This is a genomic window from Bradyrhizobium sp. dw_411 (assembly GCF_018449695.1).
Classification (GTDB): domain Bacteria; phylum Pseudomonadota; class Alphaproteobacteria; order Rhizobiales; family Xanthobacteraceae; genus Bradyrhizobium.
The window spans coordinates 351,174-365,495 of sequence record NZ_JAAVUY010000002.1 but is presented as its reverse complement, the minus strand read 5'-3'; the positions used below and the strand labels follow the sequence as shown (position 1 = coordinate 365,495).

Below are 14,322 nucleotides of genomic sequence, written 5' to 3'. Positions count from 1 at the left end.
GTTCGCACGACCCGTTGGCTCAAAAACGCTCTAATCCGCCTCTTTGGATAGTTCGTTCAAAAACCTGTTGAGCGCGCTGCTGCCGGCTTCCTGCGCTGCCCGATGCGAGCGATAGCCATCGCCGGAAATCTTGACGCCCATCGCCTCTTTTCGGCGCTGGATCTCCCAGCCAAAAGGATTAGCGCCGTCGCCGCGACGGCTGACGACGACGAAATAGGTTCTGCTTTTATTGTCGGGATGCATACTCAATCCAACCGCCGGCAATGGCAGTTCGCTCCCGGTCGATAATGTCGACTATGAAGTTTGCGCAATCGTCGTTTCTTGTTCAAGGCACGGGCGGCCGAACTGGCCGGCCGCCCGCCTGGCATCCGTTTTTGTAATCCGGATTATTTCATCGCGTCATAGACGGCGAACGAGTAAGCGCCTTCCGGCTTCTTGGTAATGACGGGATCCGATCCGCCGGCCATCAACTCGGCAACCGTGCGGTCGTAATCCTTGACATCGAGCTTGCCATCGGCGGCACCGAGCAGCTTGCCGATCTCGGTCATCATCCGCGTCTGGTCTTTGGCGGTTTTCGCACCGGTCGAGTCGCCCGCCAGGATGATCTTCACGGTTTCATCCACATGGCTCTTGGCGTAGTCCCAGCCCTTCATCGAAGCCTTGACGAACTTCGCCATCTTGGCCACGAACGCCGGGTCCTTCAGGTTCTTTTCCAGCACATAGAGACCGTCTTCCAGCGTCGCCACGCCTTCGTCCTCATATTTGAAGACGACGAGCTGGCTCGGCTTGTAACCGCCGTCGATCACCTGCCAATACTCGTTGTAAGACATCGTCGAAACGCAATCGGCCTGCTTCTGCAGAATCGGATCGACGTTGAAACCCTGCTTGATGACCTTGACGCCAGCCGGCGAACCGTCGGTCTTGAAGTTCAGCTTCGACATCCAGGACAGGAACGGATACTCGTTGCCGCCATACCAGACCCCGATGGTCTTGCCCTTGAAATCGGTCGGCTTCTTGATGCCGGTATCGGCGCGGCAGGTCAGCATCAGGCCGGACTTCTTGAAGGTCTGGGAGATGTTGACCAGCGGCACGCCCTTTTCACGTGACGCCAGCGCCGACGGCATCCAGTCGACCACCACGTCGGCGCCGCCACCGGCGATCACCTGCGGAGGTGCGACGTCCGGACCGCCCGGCTTGATCGTGACGTCGAGCCCGGCGTCCTTGTAGAAGCCCTTTTCCTTGGCCACGAAATATCCGGCGAACTGGGCCTGCGCGACCCATTTCAGCTGGATGGTGACGGTGTCCGCCGCCTGCGCAGTCGCCAACGACAAACCCATCGTCACGCCTGCTGCGATTGCCACTATGTTCTTCATGCGATACTCCGAAGCTGTAAGAACCCGCCGAGTCAGGTTCGATAGGATGGATGCCAAAAAGTGGTCGCGCGCTCGGCAAGCGCGACAAGTCCGTAGAACGCCATTCCAGCGATCGCAGCGAGAGCGATTTCCGCCCACACCATATCGATCGCCATTCGCCCCGCCTCCGTGGAGATGCGAAATCCGATGCCTTGCGTCGGCGTACCGAAGAACTCGGCGACGATCGCACCGATCAGCGCCAGCGTGGCGTTGATCTTCAAGGCATTAAAAATGAACGGCAGCGCCGCTGGCAGATAGAGCTTGGTCAGCGTCTGCCGATGGTCCGCGCCATAGGATCGCATCAGGTCGCGCTCCATATGTCCGGCCGCGGATAATCCCGCCAGCGTGTTCACCAGCATGGGAAAGAACGTCACCAGCGCCACGACCGCGGCCTTCGATGGCCAGTCGAAGCCGAACCACATCACCATGATCGGGGCCACGCCGACCAGCGGCAGCGCCGAAAAGAAATTGCCGAGCGGCAGCAGGCCGCGCCCCAGAAAAGCATAACGCTGCGCGACGATCGCCACCAAAAGACCCGCCCCGCAGCCGATCGCGTAGCCGATCAACACGCCGCGAATAAAGGTCTGGACGAAATCTTCGCCGAGCGTCGGCAATGACGACGCAAACCGTACCGCCGCGGCGCTGGGGGCCGGCAGGATCACCGAGGGTACGCCGAAGCCGCGGACCAGCACTTCCCAGAGATAGAACACGACAGCACCGAACAGCAGCGGAATCGCGAGATTGAGCGTACGGCGCGAAGTGTCATGGCGCGGCCGCATCGACGCCAGCGCCACCACGCAAAGTATCGCGCCGAGCCAGGCCGCCAGCACGATCGTCCAGAAGCCAACCGAAGCGGAGCCGTTGATGTTGGTATCGCGCAACAAGGCCAGCGTCGTCGCAGCCGCGCACAATACACCAGCGGCACCCAGGCTGGTCGCCCACATCCCGCCGGCCCAGCCAGCGACAGCGAACAACAGCGCCGCCGCCAGCGTGAGCACCAGCAGGGATGGCCGCGCCTGCAGGCCGGGAACAATTTCGCCGGACAGTGGCAGAACCAGCGCCAGCAGCATGGCGGCTGCCGCGAGGATAAAGCCCAATCTGCGCCTGCCTGGGTTCAAGACCGCGTCCCCATTTGTCGCGCGACACCGCGCTCGGTCAGATCCACCAATCCAATCAAGCCTGAGGCCAGGACTGCCGCCGCGAGCAACGCAGCCCAAATCTGGATGGTCTGGCCATAGTAGGAACCTGCCAGCAGCCGCGCGCCAATTCCGGCCTCGGCGCCGGTCGGCAATTCAGCCACGATAGCACCAATGAGCGAGATCGTAATCGCGACCTTCAGGCTGGCAAAGAGAAAAGGAACGGCCGACGGCCAGCGCAGCTTCGACAGCACCTGCCGCGGCGTCGCCGACCATGTCCGCATCAGGTCGAGTTGCATCGGATCCGGCGCGGTGAATCCCTTCACCATTCCGATCGTGATCGGGAAAAAGCACAGATAGGCCGAGATGATCGACTTCGGCAGCAGACCCTGCAAGCCGATCGCGCCGAGCACCACGACGAAGATCGGCGCCAGCGCCAGGATCGGCACCATCTGCGAACAGATGATCCAGGGCAGCAGGCTCTTCTCCAGCACGCGGCTATGCACGATCATCAGCGCCAGACCAATCCCGAGCAGCGCACCGAGCAGGAAACCAAGCAGCGTCGCCGAAAGCGTCACCGCGGAATGATAGACTAGACTACGCGGCGCGGTCGGCGCATAGCCGAAAACCGAATCGACAAAGGCGCTGATCACCTGATGTGGCGCTGGCAGCAGCGGCCGCTCCGCGCTCATGGTCCCCTCGATCAGCTCGGAGACCGTGTAAGGCGTCTCCTCACGCTCGAACCCATCGCGCACCAGCGAAAGGTTCATGAGCACTGCGGCGATGTACCAGATCACGATCAGCGCCAGGACGATTGTCGCGATCGGCGCGTAACGCACGAACAGCGGATGCTGCCGCAGCGTGCCGCCACCTGATGCGGACAGAGCGAGCGCGCTATTCGTCATAGGAATGCCCTGCCCGGAGGCCGACGCGCACGCGCTGCGCGATCTTGAGGAATTCTGGTGTCTCGCGAATTTCCAGGGTGCGGTCACGCGGGAAATTGCAATCGATGATGTCGATGATCCGGCCGGGCCGCGGCGACATCACCACGATCTTGGTCGACAGGAACACCGCTTCGGGAATCGAGTGGGTGACGAACAACACCGTCTTTCCGGTCTTGTCCCACAATTGCAGCAGTTGCTCATTGAGGTGATCGCGGACGATTTCGTCGAGCGCGCCGAACGGCTCATCCATCAATAACAGCGCGGGATCGAACGACAACGCGCGGGCGATCGATACGCGCTGCTGCATGCCGCCGGACAATTGCCAGGGAAACTTGCGCTCGAAGCCGGTGAGATTGACCAGCGCTAGATAGCGCGCCGCGCGCAGCTTTTGCTCGCTATCGGAAAAACCCATGATCTCCAGCGGGAGCTTCAGGTTCTTCTCGATCGTGCGCCACGGGAACAGCGCCGGCGCCTGAAACACATAACCGTATCGGCGTTCAAGGCGCGCCTGCTCCGCGCTCATGCCGTTGACGAGAAGCGTTCCGGACGTCGGCTGCTGCAGATCGGCGATCACCCGCAGCATTGTGGTTTTGCCGCAGCCGGAAGGACCGATGAAGGAAACGAATTCGCCGTCTGCAATCTGCAGACTGACATTCGACAACGCGTCGACCTTGCCGTCGGCGGTCTCAAACGTCAGCGAAACATCGCGAACGTCCACCGCCAGCCGTTGTGGCGAGGCTGTCGATTCAATGCGGGCATCCGCTGTGTTGTTCATACCTACCAGCTCGCTCGAAGCGACGAACGACTCTCGCACGTCACGCGGTAGCGTAACGTCCGGATCATCCAGCTTCAATGCTTTCGGCATTCCCAGCGCCATGCGTAAATACTGGCAAACAGCGCAGCAAATAGCGCGCACAATGTTTGCGCATGCAGAGATATTTGTGGGCAAGCATCACCATCGGGGCCAAACATGCCCTTATCGGTTTTTCAGATGACCGAAAAACCGGTCGGTTTTTGACTTGCGCAAGGTGCCGCCTCATACTTTGCAGGCGGCGTTTCGCCTATGGTGCAGGGCCGCATTTCGATTGCTTGCACGCGAGCGCCATGAAGCCTGCTCCATTCAAATATATCGCCGCTGCCTCGCTCGAGCATGCGCTCTCGCTCAAGGCTGAATACGGCGATGACGCCAAGTTTCTGGCCGGCGGACAAAGCCTGATGCCGACGATGAATTTTCGTCTCGCCCAGCCGGCCATCCTGATCGACCTCAATCGGATCGAAAGCCTCGGCGGCATCCGGCCCGGCGATGCCGGCGGCGCCCGCATCGGCGCGCTGACCCGGTATCGCAACCTGGAACGCGATGCCGGCTTTGCGCGAATGTTTCCGTTGATTGCCGAGGCGTTGCCGCATATCGCGCATCCGCAAATCCGCAACCGCGGCACGATCGGGGGAAATCTTTCGCACGCCGATCCAGCATCGGAGCTTCCCGCCATCATGCTGGCGCTCGGGGCCAGATTCCACATTCAGACCACCAAGCAAACGCGCTCGGTCGAGGCGCCGGATTTTTTCTTAGGAGCCCTCACCACCGATCTTCAGCCCGATGAGATGCTGGTGGAAGTCGAACTGCCGTTGTCGAAGCCGCGCACCGGATCCTGCTTCATGGAGGTCGCGCGGCGGCGCGGCGATTTCGCGATCGTCGGCATCGCCGTCATGATGACGCTGGGGAATCAGGATGAATGCACCCACATCCGGCTGACGTTTTGCGGCGTGGGCGAGACACCCATCGATGCAAGTTCGGCGGCCGATCATCTCATCGGGAGCGCACCGACCGAAAAAGCGATCTGCGATGTCGCAGCATCCGTGCAGGCGATGATCGATCCCGGCGGCAGCGTTCACGCCACGGCGGACTATCAGCGCCATGTCGCGGGCGTTCTCACCGAGCGAGCCCTGCAAACAGCTTTTCAACGGGCGCGCGATGGACACTGACGATCACGACATCACAGTGTCGGTCAACGGCGTGCGTTACAAGCGTCGCGTGGAATCGCGCATGCTGCTGAGCGATTTTCTGCGCCACGATCTGGCGCTCGCCGGCACGCATGTCGGCTGTGAGCACGGCGTTTGCGGCGCTTGTACCGTCCTGCTCGACGGCCAGCCGGTACGCTCCTGTCTGATGTTGGCGGTGCAAGCCGAGACTCACGAAATCTCGACCATCGAGGGCCTGACGGACAAGGACGGCGCGTACCATCCGCTGCAGCAGGCGATGCATGATCACCACGGCCTGCAATGCGGCTACTGTACGCCCGGCATTCTCATGACAATGACCGCCTTCCTTGAAGAGAACCTGTCGCCCAGTGAAGATGAGGTGCGCGAGGCGCTGTCGGGAAATCTGTGCCGTTGTACCGGGTACCAGAACATCGTCGATGCCGTGATGGCAGCGGCGCAGCGGATGCGGGGTTGACGGGAATGTCTACCCGCACATTCGGCGAACCGATCAAGCGCAACGAAGATCGTCGCCTTCTCACCGGACAGGCGTTGTTTATCGACGACGTCGAATTGCCCGGGCTGTTGCATGTGGCGTTCCTGCGCAGCCAGGTTGCGCATGCCAAGATTCGCAAGATCGATGTATCAAAAGCGCGACAGCGGCCGGGCGTGGTTGCCGCCTATGTCGCGGAGGATCTTGGTGACTACTGGAAGCCCGGCCCGCTTCTCGTGCCGCCGCCCCCGATTGCCGGCATTGTCTTCAACCAGCGGACTCAAGTCCCGCTGGCCCGTGACAAGGTCCGCCATGTCGGCGAACCCCTGGCGATCATAATCGCAGAGAGCCGCTATATCGCCGAGGACGCGCTCGACGATATCGACGTGGAACTTGAGCAGCTTCCGGCCGTGGTCGATCTGGAACGGGGGCTGCGCGCGGGATCCGCGCTGGTTCACGACGACGTCGGCTCCAACGTGTCGGCGCACGTCCGGCAGACCAAGGGTAATTACGCCGCGGCAGCCGCCAAGGCCGATTGCATCATCAAGCGGCGTTTTCGATACGAGCACGGCATTTCCTCGCCGATCGAGACCCGCGGCGTGGTCGCGCAGTGGGACGCACGCGCCAACCAGATGACGATTTGGGATACCACCCAGGCGCCGGTGTTCGTCCGCAACGGGCTTGCCGCCATGCTCGGACTCAACGAGCGCAACGTTCGCGTGATCGCGCCGTTCGTCGGCGGCGGCTTCGGGCCTAAGATCATGATGTTCTATCCCGAGGAAGTGCTGCTGCCCTGGGTATCGATGAAGCTCAACCGGCCGGTCAAATGGATCGAGGACCGGCTCGAGCATTTCTTTGCGACAACGCACGAGCGCGGACAGATTCACGATGCCGAGATCGCGCTCAGCCGCGACGGCAAAATCCTCGGCATCAAGGACGTCTTCCTGCATGACGGCGGCGCCTACGATCCCTACGGGCTGACGGTCCCGATCAACAGCCAATGCACCCTGCTCGGCCCCTATGTGGTGCCGAACTACGACAGCACCTTCACGCAGGTGTTCACCAACCTGACGCTGGTGACCCCGTATCGCGGCGCAGGGCGCCAGCACGGCGTGTTTGTCATGGAACGCCTGCTCGATTTCGCCGCGCATGAACTGAAGATCGATCGCGCGGAAATCCGCCGGCGCAACCTTATTCCGGCCGATGCGTTCCCTTACAAGAACGAAATCATCTATCAGGATTTCCAGCCGCTTGAATATGATAGCGGCAATTACGAGCCGGTGCTCGATATGGCGCTGGAAGCGATCGGGTACAAAACCTTCAAGGAACAGCAGGCTGCGGCACGAGCCCAAGGCCGCCATCTCGGCCTTGGGCTCGCCTGCTATGTCGAGGGCACCGGCATCGGCCCATATGAGGGCGCAAAAGTTCAGGTGCAATCGAACGGCAAGGTCAGCATCGCAACCGGCATTGGCACCCAGGGCCAGGGGCATTTCACCGTCTTTGCCCAGATCGCCGCCGATCAATTAGGGGTCGCGGTCACCGACATCGATGTCGTGACCGGCGACACCGATCAGTTCTATTGGGGCGCCGGCACCTTCGCCAGCCGCGGCGCTGTGGTTGCAGGCAATGCCGTCAACGAAGCTTCCAAGGTGGTGCGCAAGAAGGCGCTCAAGCTCGCCAGCGACCTCTTTGAATGTTCCGAAGAAGACCTCGTGCTCGAGGACGGCAAGGTTTCGATCGTCGGCATCCCCGAGAAATTCGTCCGGCTTGGCGATCTCGCAAATCAGGCCAATCCAATGCGCGGAGCGGTTCAGCCGGGCACCGAACCGGGACTGGAATCAACGCAATATTTCGGACCGCCAATGGGCGCGACCGCCAACGGCGTCCACGCCATGGTCATCGAAGTCGATCCGAGGACCTTCGATCTGAAAGTCCTGAAATACGTCGTGGTGCACGACTGCGGCACCGTGATCAATCCGATGATTCTGGCCGGCCAGATCCATGGCGGCGTCGCGCAGGGCATCGGCAACGCGTTCTATGAAAAACTGGCCTTCGACGACCAGGGGCAGTTGTTGAATGCTTCGCTTGCGGATTATCTGCTACCGACCGCGCTCGAGGTTCCTCGGATGGAACTCGGCCACACCGTGACCCCGTCGCCGCTCAACCCCATGGGCATAAAGGGCGCCGGTGAGGCCGGTGCTATCCCGGTCGGCCCGATGTTCGCGCAGGCGATCGAGGATGCGCTCGACCTGAAAGAGCGCGGTGTCGAATTGCTCGAAATTCCGCTCAGCCCGAGCCGTGTGTTTGAACTCACCCGGAAGAGTGGCCAATGATCCTGATCACAGGCGCAGGCGGCAAGACCGGCAAGGCGGTTCTCAAGGCGCTGGTGGCGCGAGGCGCGCTGGTGCGCACCTTCGTTCGAAATCCGGCGCATGAGGCCGCCTTGAAGACGATCGGCGCCGATGACGTCGTGATCGGCACGATGGACGATCCTCAGGCCCTCGCCCGCGCCACCCACGGCATCGAGGCGATCTATCACATCTGCCCGAACGTCAGTCCGCATGAAATGCCGTTTGCCACAGCGCTGATCGATGCCGCGACGAGTTCCGGCGTATCACGCTTCGTCTACCATTCCGTGCTGCATCCGCAGATCGAGGCGATGCCGCACCACTGGAACAAGCTGCGGGTTGAGGAAATGCTGTTCAGCTCCAAGCTCGATATCACCATCCTGCAGCCGACGGCCTATATGCAAAACAGCCTTAGTGAATGGGACCGCATGGTTCGCGACGGCATCTACCGCGTGCCCTACCCGATCGATACGCGGCTGAGCCTGGTCGATCTCGAAGATGTCGCCGAGGCCGCAGCCACGGTGCTGACGAGCACCAATCACGCCGGCGCGACTTACGAATTGGTGGGCACGCCGCCACTCAGCCAGATCGAGATCGCGGAGGCGTTCGGCCGGGCATTGAAAAAACCCATTCACGCCGAGGCCGAAACCGTTGAAAGCTGGGATGCGCGCACACGCAGCGCCGGCCTGGAAGATTACGCCCGCGAGACATTGGCAAAAATGTTTCGCGCCTATGCGCGCGACGGCCTCAAGGGCAATCCCAACGTGCTGGGCTGGCTGCTGGGACGGCCCCCGGCTTCGTTTGAGAACTTCACCGCACGGATCGCCGCGGCTCAGGCGTGAGGCGGCCAACCGACGGGCCGGATTTGCTGCACGATCTTCATGACCGACAGGATCAACGGTTCCTCGAAGCGCGGTCCGACGACCTGGATTCCGACCGGCAATCCGTCGCTGGTCTGCCCCGCCGGCACACTGCCGCCGGGCAGGCTCATCAGCGTGATCAGGAACGAGCCGGCAATCCAGTCGGTGTAATTGTCGAGCTTCTTGCCGTTGATCAGCGTCGGGAAATTCATCTCCACCGGAAATTGTTTCACCGGAGATTGCGGCGTGATCAACAGATCATATTGCTCGAAGAATTTGGCAAAGCGCGCAAACAACTCCGCGCGTTTCTGTTCGGACGCCGCGAAATCCAGCGGCGTCACCTTGAAGCCAGCCTTGACGTTGCCTTTCAGGTTGACGCCGAATTGTTCCAGATGGTGGAGATTGGCGAATTGCTGCCCGACCATCCAAAGCCCGCGCCACGCCTGGTAGGGCGACTTGCCGTCGGAAATATCGAACGCGATCTCCTCTACCGTGGCGCCGGCATCGCGCAGCGACATCGCGGTTTGCCGGCAGATATCGTCAATCTCCGGCTCGACGCCTATGCCGGCGATATCCGATACGTACGCGATGCGCAGGCCCTTGACGTCATGAACCTTGGCGACAATGGCACGGGCGCTCGCCCATGGCGGCGCGACCGAGATCGGTGAGGCGCGGCTGAAACCGACGATAGCGTCCAGCATCAACGCGGCGTCCTCGGCCGTGCGTGCCAGCGGCCCATGAACCTGACCGGGATCCCACGCCAGCGGCATCGGCAGGTTCGGCGTCAATCCCGGGGTCGGCCGGATGCCGACAATGCCGCAGAACGACGCCGGCATCCGGATCGAGCAGCCGAAGTCAGTCCCCTGCGCCAGCGGGACCATCCCGGTCGCGACCGCAACCGCCGATCCGCCGGAAGAACCCGCGGGGCTCAGCGCCGGATTCCAGGGATTGCGCGTCACGCCAAACACTTCGTTGAAGGTATTGGCGCCGGCGGCGAATTCGGGCGTGTTGGTCTTGCCGAGCACGATCGCGCCGGCGGCTTTCAGGCGCCGCACCGCTTCGGCATCCTCTGACGGGACGTTGTCCTTGAACAGTGGCGAGCCGTAGGTGGTGCGGATACCCGCGGTCGGCGTGATGTCCTTAATGGCAACCGGCAGTCCATGCAACGAACCCAGCGCGTCGCCACGCATGACCGCCGCTTCGGCGTCCTTCGCCAGCGCCCGCGCCGCGTCGGCCACCAGCGTCACAATGGCGTTGAGTTTCGGATTGACGCGGGCGATGGTGGCGAGATGGGCGTCCAGCACCTCGACCGGGCTCACGGCCTTGCTGGCGATCATCGACGCCAGTTCGACGGCGGTCTTGCGACTGAGACTTTCGCTCATATGGATTTCCTATTTGCCCGACCAATGCACGAAGCGGCGCTCGATCGTAAGGAACAGGAGATTGAGACCATAACCGAGCGCCCCGGCCGCGAAAATAGCCGCATACATGTCGGGCATATTAAATAGCTGCTGGGCCTCGAACACGCTCTGGCCGAGGCCATCGGTCGAGCCGATGAACATCTCGGCGACGACGACAATCACCAGCGCCAGCGACACGCCGTTGCGCAGGCCGACGAATGTCTGCGGCAGTGATTCCAGCAACATCACATCCCACAATATCCTGAGACGGGAGGCGCCCATCACGCGCGCCGCGAGAATTCGTGTCTTGCGCGCATTCATCACGCCATAGGCGACGTTGAACAGGATCACCAGCGCCGCTCCGAACGCCGCCACCGATATCTTGGTGCGATCACCGACCCCGAACAGCACCAGAAACAACGGGAACATCGCCGAGGCCGGCGTCGATCGGAAGAAATCGATCACAAACTCGACCGAGCGATAGACCTTTTCCGACGAGCCCAGGAGAATGCCGAACGGAATCGCGATAATGGCCGCGATCGCCGTGGAATAGATCGTGCGTTCGACCGTCTTGAGGAAGTCAACGCCGAGCTTGCCGCTGGTCATCCCGATCCACATCGCGCGGAATGTCGAGACCGGCGACGGCAGCAGGACCGGATCGACAATGCGAGCCCAGACCGTCAGCGACCACACCGCCAGCAGCACGGCGATGCCGACAAAGGGCAGCAATATCTGCAGGCGTTTCAGCGCGATCATCCCTTGCGAACCTCGCGCTGGAATACTTCGAGACAATGCGCCTTGGTGCTGATGAAGTCGGCTTCCGACATGGTCTGGAGAGTGCGCGGCCGCGGCGCGTCATAATGGACGAATTCCACCGCGCGTGCGGGATGGCGTGACAGCAGCAGAATCCGGTCCGACAGGTATACCGCCTCTTCCAGATCGTGCGACACCAGAACCGTTGTCGTCGAGGTCTCCACGAAAACACGCTGCAGCTGTTCGCGCATGAATAGTGTCATCTCATAGTCCAGCGCGGAGAATGGCTCATCGAGAAACAGGATTTCCGGCTCGACGATCAGCGCGCGCATGATCGAGACCAGTTGCTGCTGGCCGCCGGACATCTGGTAGGGGTAGAGATTGAGGTCGATCTTCACATTGAGATTGGCGACGATTTTCTCGACGCGGGCGGTACGCTCGGACTTCGACACCCCCATTACCTTCAGGGGATAGGCGATGTTGTCGAAGGCCCGCAGCCAGGGAAACATCGCTTCGCGGTAATTCTGGAACACGTAACCGAATTTGATCTGGCTCAGCGGTTGCCCGTCGAACAGGATTTCCCCGGCATCGACCGGGATCAGCCCCGCGATCATGTTGATCAGCGTGCTCTTGCCGCAGCCATTCGGACCGAACACCGACATCAGCTTGCCGCGTGGAATATCGAAGTCGAAATTGTCGTATATCGTGGCGTCGGAAAAATGCTTGCTCAGTCCGCGGATTGTGACATGCGGCGCGGTGCGCCGCGCGGCCTCATGGGCATTGCGGGACAGTTCCATCTTTGCAGCAGGCTGTGCGGTCACCGGCGCCTCAGTACTTCTGCAGGATTTTGGTGACATCCAGCTTTTCCGGAACGACCCCGATCGAATTTCCAAAATCGGCAAATTTCTGCAACTCGCCGACCTGTTTCGGCGTCATATCGCCGACCATGATATAGCCAAGCATCGGAACGGTATCGACGACATTGTCGGGCGTGAACGTGTTCTTGGCGAGATATTTGCGTGCTTCTTCCGGATTCGCGTTGATGTAATCGATCGCCTTGCGCCACGCCGCGGCGAAACGTTTTGCTACGTCAGGCCGCTTCTGGATGAAATCGCTGGTCATCGCGCAACCCGCCGCATAGGCGTTGGCCGCTTCGTCGCCGAGGATATATTTCGAGATCACCCCCGCCTCGAGCGACCGCGCGACGCCGGACTTGATCATCATCGAGGCGCTGGGCTCAAGCGTATAACCCCCATCAAAGGTGCCTGCTGTCATGGCATTGACATGTTGCCCCATGTCGAGCTGATCGATGGTGTAATCACCCTCCTTCAAGCCATTTTTGGCCAGGATCGCCTTGGCGGTGTTGAGATTGGCCGGCCCCGGCGCCGACATCAGCTTCGCGCCCTTGAGGTCGGCGATGGTCTCGGCCTTGAAGCCGTTGCGGACCACGAATTGTTCCATCTTCCAGACCTTGGTCTGGCTGTGCATGCCGATATACATCGCGACGCCGGGCTTCTTCACATCAGCGTTCAGGCCTTCGAGCGTCACCAGAACCGCCGCGACCTCGATCTGATTGGTCATCATCGCCGCGACATTCGGCGGGCCGCCCATCAGCCTGGTCGTTTCAGGCTCGATGTTCTGCTCCTTGAAGAATCCGCGCTCCAGCGCGACAAAATAGGGCAAAGACGAACTGATCGGGAATACCCCGACCGAAACCTTGTCCTGCGCCACCGCCCGGTCCGGCGTGAAGGCGCCCAGAACCATCACCGCGGCGGCACAGATCGTAAGTTTCAGCGATTTCATCACGCGCTCCCGTCTTCCAAATTACCGGGCCATCCAGCCGATGGCCGATGGCCGATGGCACCGATATTCGAGCAAGGAACGTGCCGGTTTTACTCGTCCAGCTCAACAATCGCGATCACCGGACCGCCGCCATGCGGCCCCTGATGCATGGCATCCACCGACACAAACACAGCGGGATCGCCGATCGCCAACGCCGCCACACTGCCGACCGCAGCCTTGGAATGACGGTGATGGTGGACATCGGAATCGTCGAGCATGATCTGCCGCCGGCCGCGCAGCTTGCCGGTCCGGTCGGCCTCGCATTTCATGAAGCAATTGACGACCCGGCCCTTGAGGTCTTCCGATCGCGGCCGTTCCGGCAATTCGATGCCGGCATCCCGAATTGAATCGTAAATCCCATCGATATCCAGCGCATCGCGCATTACGGAATGGCCGATGCTGTAGCGGCCACCGGCGCCGGCCTTGTTGCCGAGCAGTACGATCTGCGCCTGGGTCAGTTCCACGCCGGACGAGCACGACGCCACCGACGAGTAGAGATCGAGATCCTTGCAGATCTGCTCGGCTTTCGGCATCGACACCTCGCCCAGCGCCACGGCGATGCCGAGCGCGGTGGTGCCATTGGAAACGCCCATGGAGTCATGCACCTCGCAGGCCACCGTCTGGTGGCGCGACTCGGCGTCGCGGACCGACTCGATCGTCAGCAGCGGCGTCTTGGTCTGGACATAATGCACGTCCTTCGGGTCGGTAATCCCGGCATTCTTCATCGCCGCCTTGACCGCGTCCGCGACCTTCTGGACCATCGCGGGACGTCCGATATCCTCCGGCAGCAATTCCGCGCTCAATGCCGTACCAATCACCAGCCGCGACTTGCCGGCGGGACCGGTCTTATTGTTACGCGCGAAAATCGTGGCGTGGGGCGTGATGACGCCGTCGCAGCCGCCAGACCACACCATCGGGATGTTGTGGATCTCAGCTTCCGAGCGCGTGCCATGTTTGAGCAGCACGCGCCGGAACGCCTGGTCGGCCAGGATGCGGGTGAAATCATTGACGCCGCCATTGCCCTCGGTCTTGCCGATCACGGCAATGACTTCGTCGGCGCGGAACTTGCCGGACGTGATCAATTCCTCGAGACCGCTCGCGTCCTGAACGGTTTTCAGTTCGACCTTCGCAACTTCAATCGCCATTCGTGGGCACTC

The 14,322-nt window shown here is 61.4% G+C and carries 14 protein-coding genes; 4 read left to right on the top strand and 10 right to left on the bottom strand.

Annotation, left to right across the window (positions count from 1 at the left end; all coding sequences use genetic code 11):
- Positions 1-30 precede the first annotated feature (30 nt).
- From HB676_RS04300 to HB676_RS04280, 5 genes are all read right to left on the bottom strand, one after another.
- Positions 31-264 (bottom strand): hypothetical protein, encoded by a 234-nt coding sequence (locus HB676_RS04300; RefSeq protein WP_213736428.1) that lies wholly within the window; start codon positions 262-264, stop codon positions 31-33.
- Between the two features lie 122 nt (positions 265-386).
- Complete coding sequence (locus HB676_RS04295) at positions 387-1,373, bottom strand: ABC transporter substrate-binding protein (protein ID WP_213736427.1); 987 nt, start codon at positions 1,371-1,373, stop codon at positions 387-389.
- 32 nt (positions 1,374-1,405) lie between these two features.
- A complete protein-coding gene (locus HB676_RS04290) occupies positions 1,406-2,530 on the bottom strand; it encodes an ABC transporter permease (RefSeq protein WP_249780052.1) in 1,125 nt (374 codons plus the stop codon).
- Positions 2,527-3,453 (bottom strand): ABC transporter permease subunit, encoded by a 927-nt coding sequence (locus HB676_RS04285; RefSeq protein ID WP_213736426.1) that lies wholly within the window; start codon positions 3,451-3,453, stop codon positions 2,527-2,529. Before HB676_RS04285 ends, HB676_RS04290 begins: the two co-directional genes overlap by 4 nt.
- Positions 3,443-4,267, bottom strand: coding sequence for an ABC transporter ATP-binding protein (locus tag HB676_RS04280; RefSeq protein ID WP_213736425.1), 825 nt, complete (start codon positions 4,265-4,267; stop codon positions 3,443-3,445). The genes HB676_RS04285 and HB676_RS04280 overlap by 11 nt, the downstream gene beginning before the upstream one ends.
- A gap of 329 nt (positions 4,268-4,596) precedes the next feature.
- Between HB676_RS04280 and HB676_RS04275 the strand changes: the two genes are divergently transcribed.
- The 4 genes from HB676_RS04275 to HB676_RS04260 are packed head-to-tail and all read left to right on the top strand — an operon-like array spanning position 4,597 to position 9,152.
- A complete protein-coding gene (locus HB676_RS04275; RefSeq protein WP_213736424.1) occupies positions 4,597-5,475 on the top strand; it encodes a xanthine dehydrogenase family protein subunit M in 879 nt (292 codons plus the stop codon).
- Positions 5,465-5,947 carry a (2Fe-2S)-binding protein gene (locus HB676_RS04270; protein WP_213736423.1) on the top strand — a complete coding sequence of 161 codons (483 nt, stop codon included), beginning with the start codon at positions 5,465-5,467 and terminating at the stop codon, positions 5,945-5,947. Before HB676_RS04275 ends, HB676_RS04270 begins: the two co-directional genes overlap by 11 nt.
- Before the next feature lie 5 nt (positions 5,948-5,952).
- A complete protein-coding gene (locus HB676_RS04265; RefSeq protein ID WP_213736422.1) occupies positions 5,953-8,295 on the top strand; it encodes a xanthine dehydrogenase family protein molybdopterin-binding subunit in 2,343 nt (780 codons plus the stop codon).
- Positions 8,292-9,152 carry an NmrA family NAD(P)-binding protein gene (locus HB676_RS04260; protein ID WP_213736421.1) on the top strand — a complete coding sequence of 287 codons (861 nt, stop codon included), beginning with the start codon at positions 8,292-8,294 and terminating at the stop codon, positions 9,150-9,152. The genes HB676_RS04265 and HB676_RS04260 overlap by 4 nt, the downstream gene beginning before the upstream one ends.
- On the opposite strand, the gene HB676_RS04255 is transcribed toward HB676_RS04260, so the two are convergent.
- The 5 genes from HB676_RS04255 to HB676_RS04235 all read right to left on the bottom strand — a co-directional run bounded on the left by HB676_RS04255 (position 9,143) and on the right by HB676_RS04235 (position 14,310).
- On the bottom strand, positions 9,143-10,552 hold the full coding sequence (locus tag HB676_RS04255; protein ID WP_213736420.1) for an amidase: 1,410 nt from the start codon (positions 10,550-10,552) through the stop codon (positions 9,143-9,145). The two genes, HB676_RS04260 and HB676_RS04255, sit on opposite strands and share 10 nt — an antisense overlap.
- A gap of 9 nt (positions 10,553-10,561) precedes the next feature.
- Entirely contained in the window at positions 10,562-11,326 is a 765-nt protein-coding gene (locus tag HB676_RS04250) for an ABC transporter permease (RefSeq protein WP_213736419.1), read from the bottom strand.
- Positions 11,323-12,144, bottom strand: a complete 822-nt coding sequence (locus HB676_RS04245) for an ABC transporter ATP-binding protein (protein ID WP_346347253.1) — start codon at positions 12,142-12,144, stop codon at positions 11,323-11,325. Before HB676_RS04245 ends, HB676_RS04250 begins: the two co-directional genes overlap by 4 nt.
- Before the next feature lie 7 nt (positions 12,145-12,151).
- Positions 12,152-13,126, bottom strand: a complete 975-nt coding sequence (locus HB676_RS04240; RefSeq protein WP_213736418.1) for an ABC transporter substrate-binding protein — start codon at positions 13,124-13,126, stop codon at positions 12,152-12,154.
- An 89-nt stretch (positions 13,127-13,215) separates the two neighbouring features.
- Positions 13,216-14,310 (bottom strand): ring-opening amidohydrolase, encoded by a 1,095-nt coding sequence (locus HB676_RS04235; RefSeq protein ID WP_213736417.1) that lies wholly within the window; start codon positions 14,308-14,310, stop codon positions 13,216-13,218.
- Between the last annotated feature and the right edge of the window lie 12 nt (positions 14,311-14,322).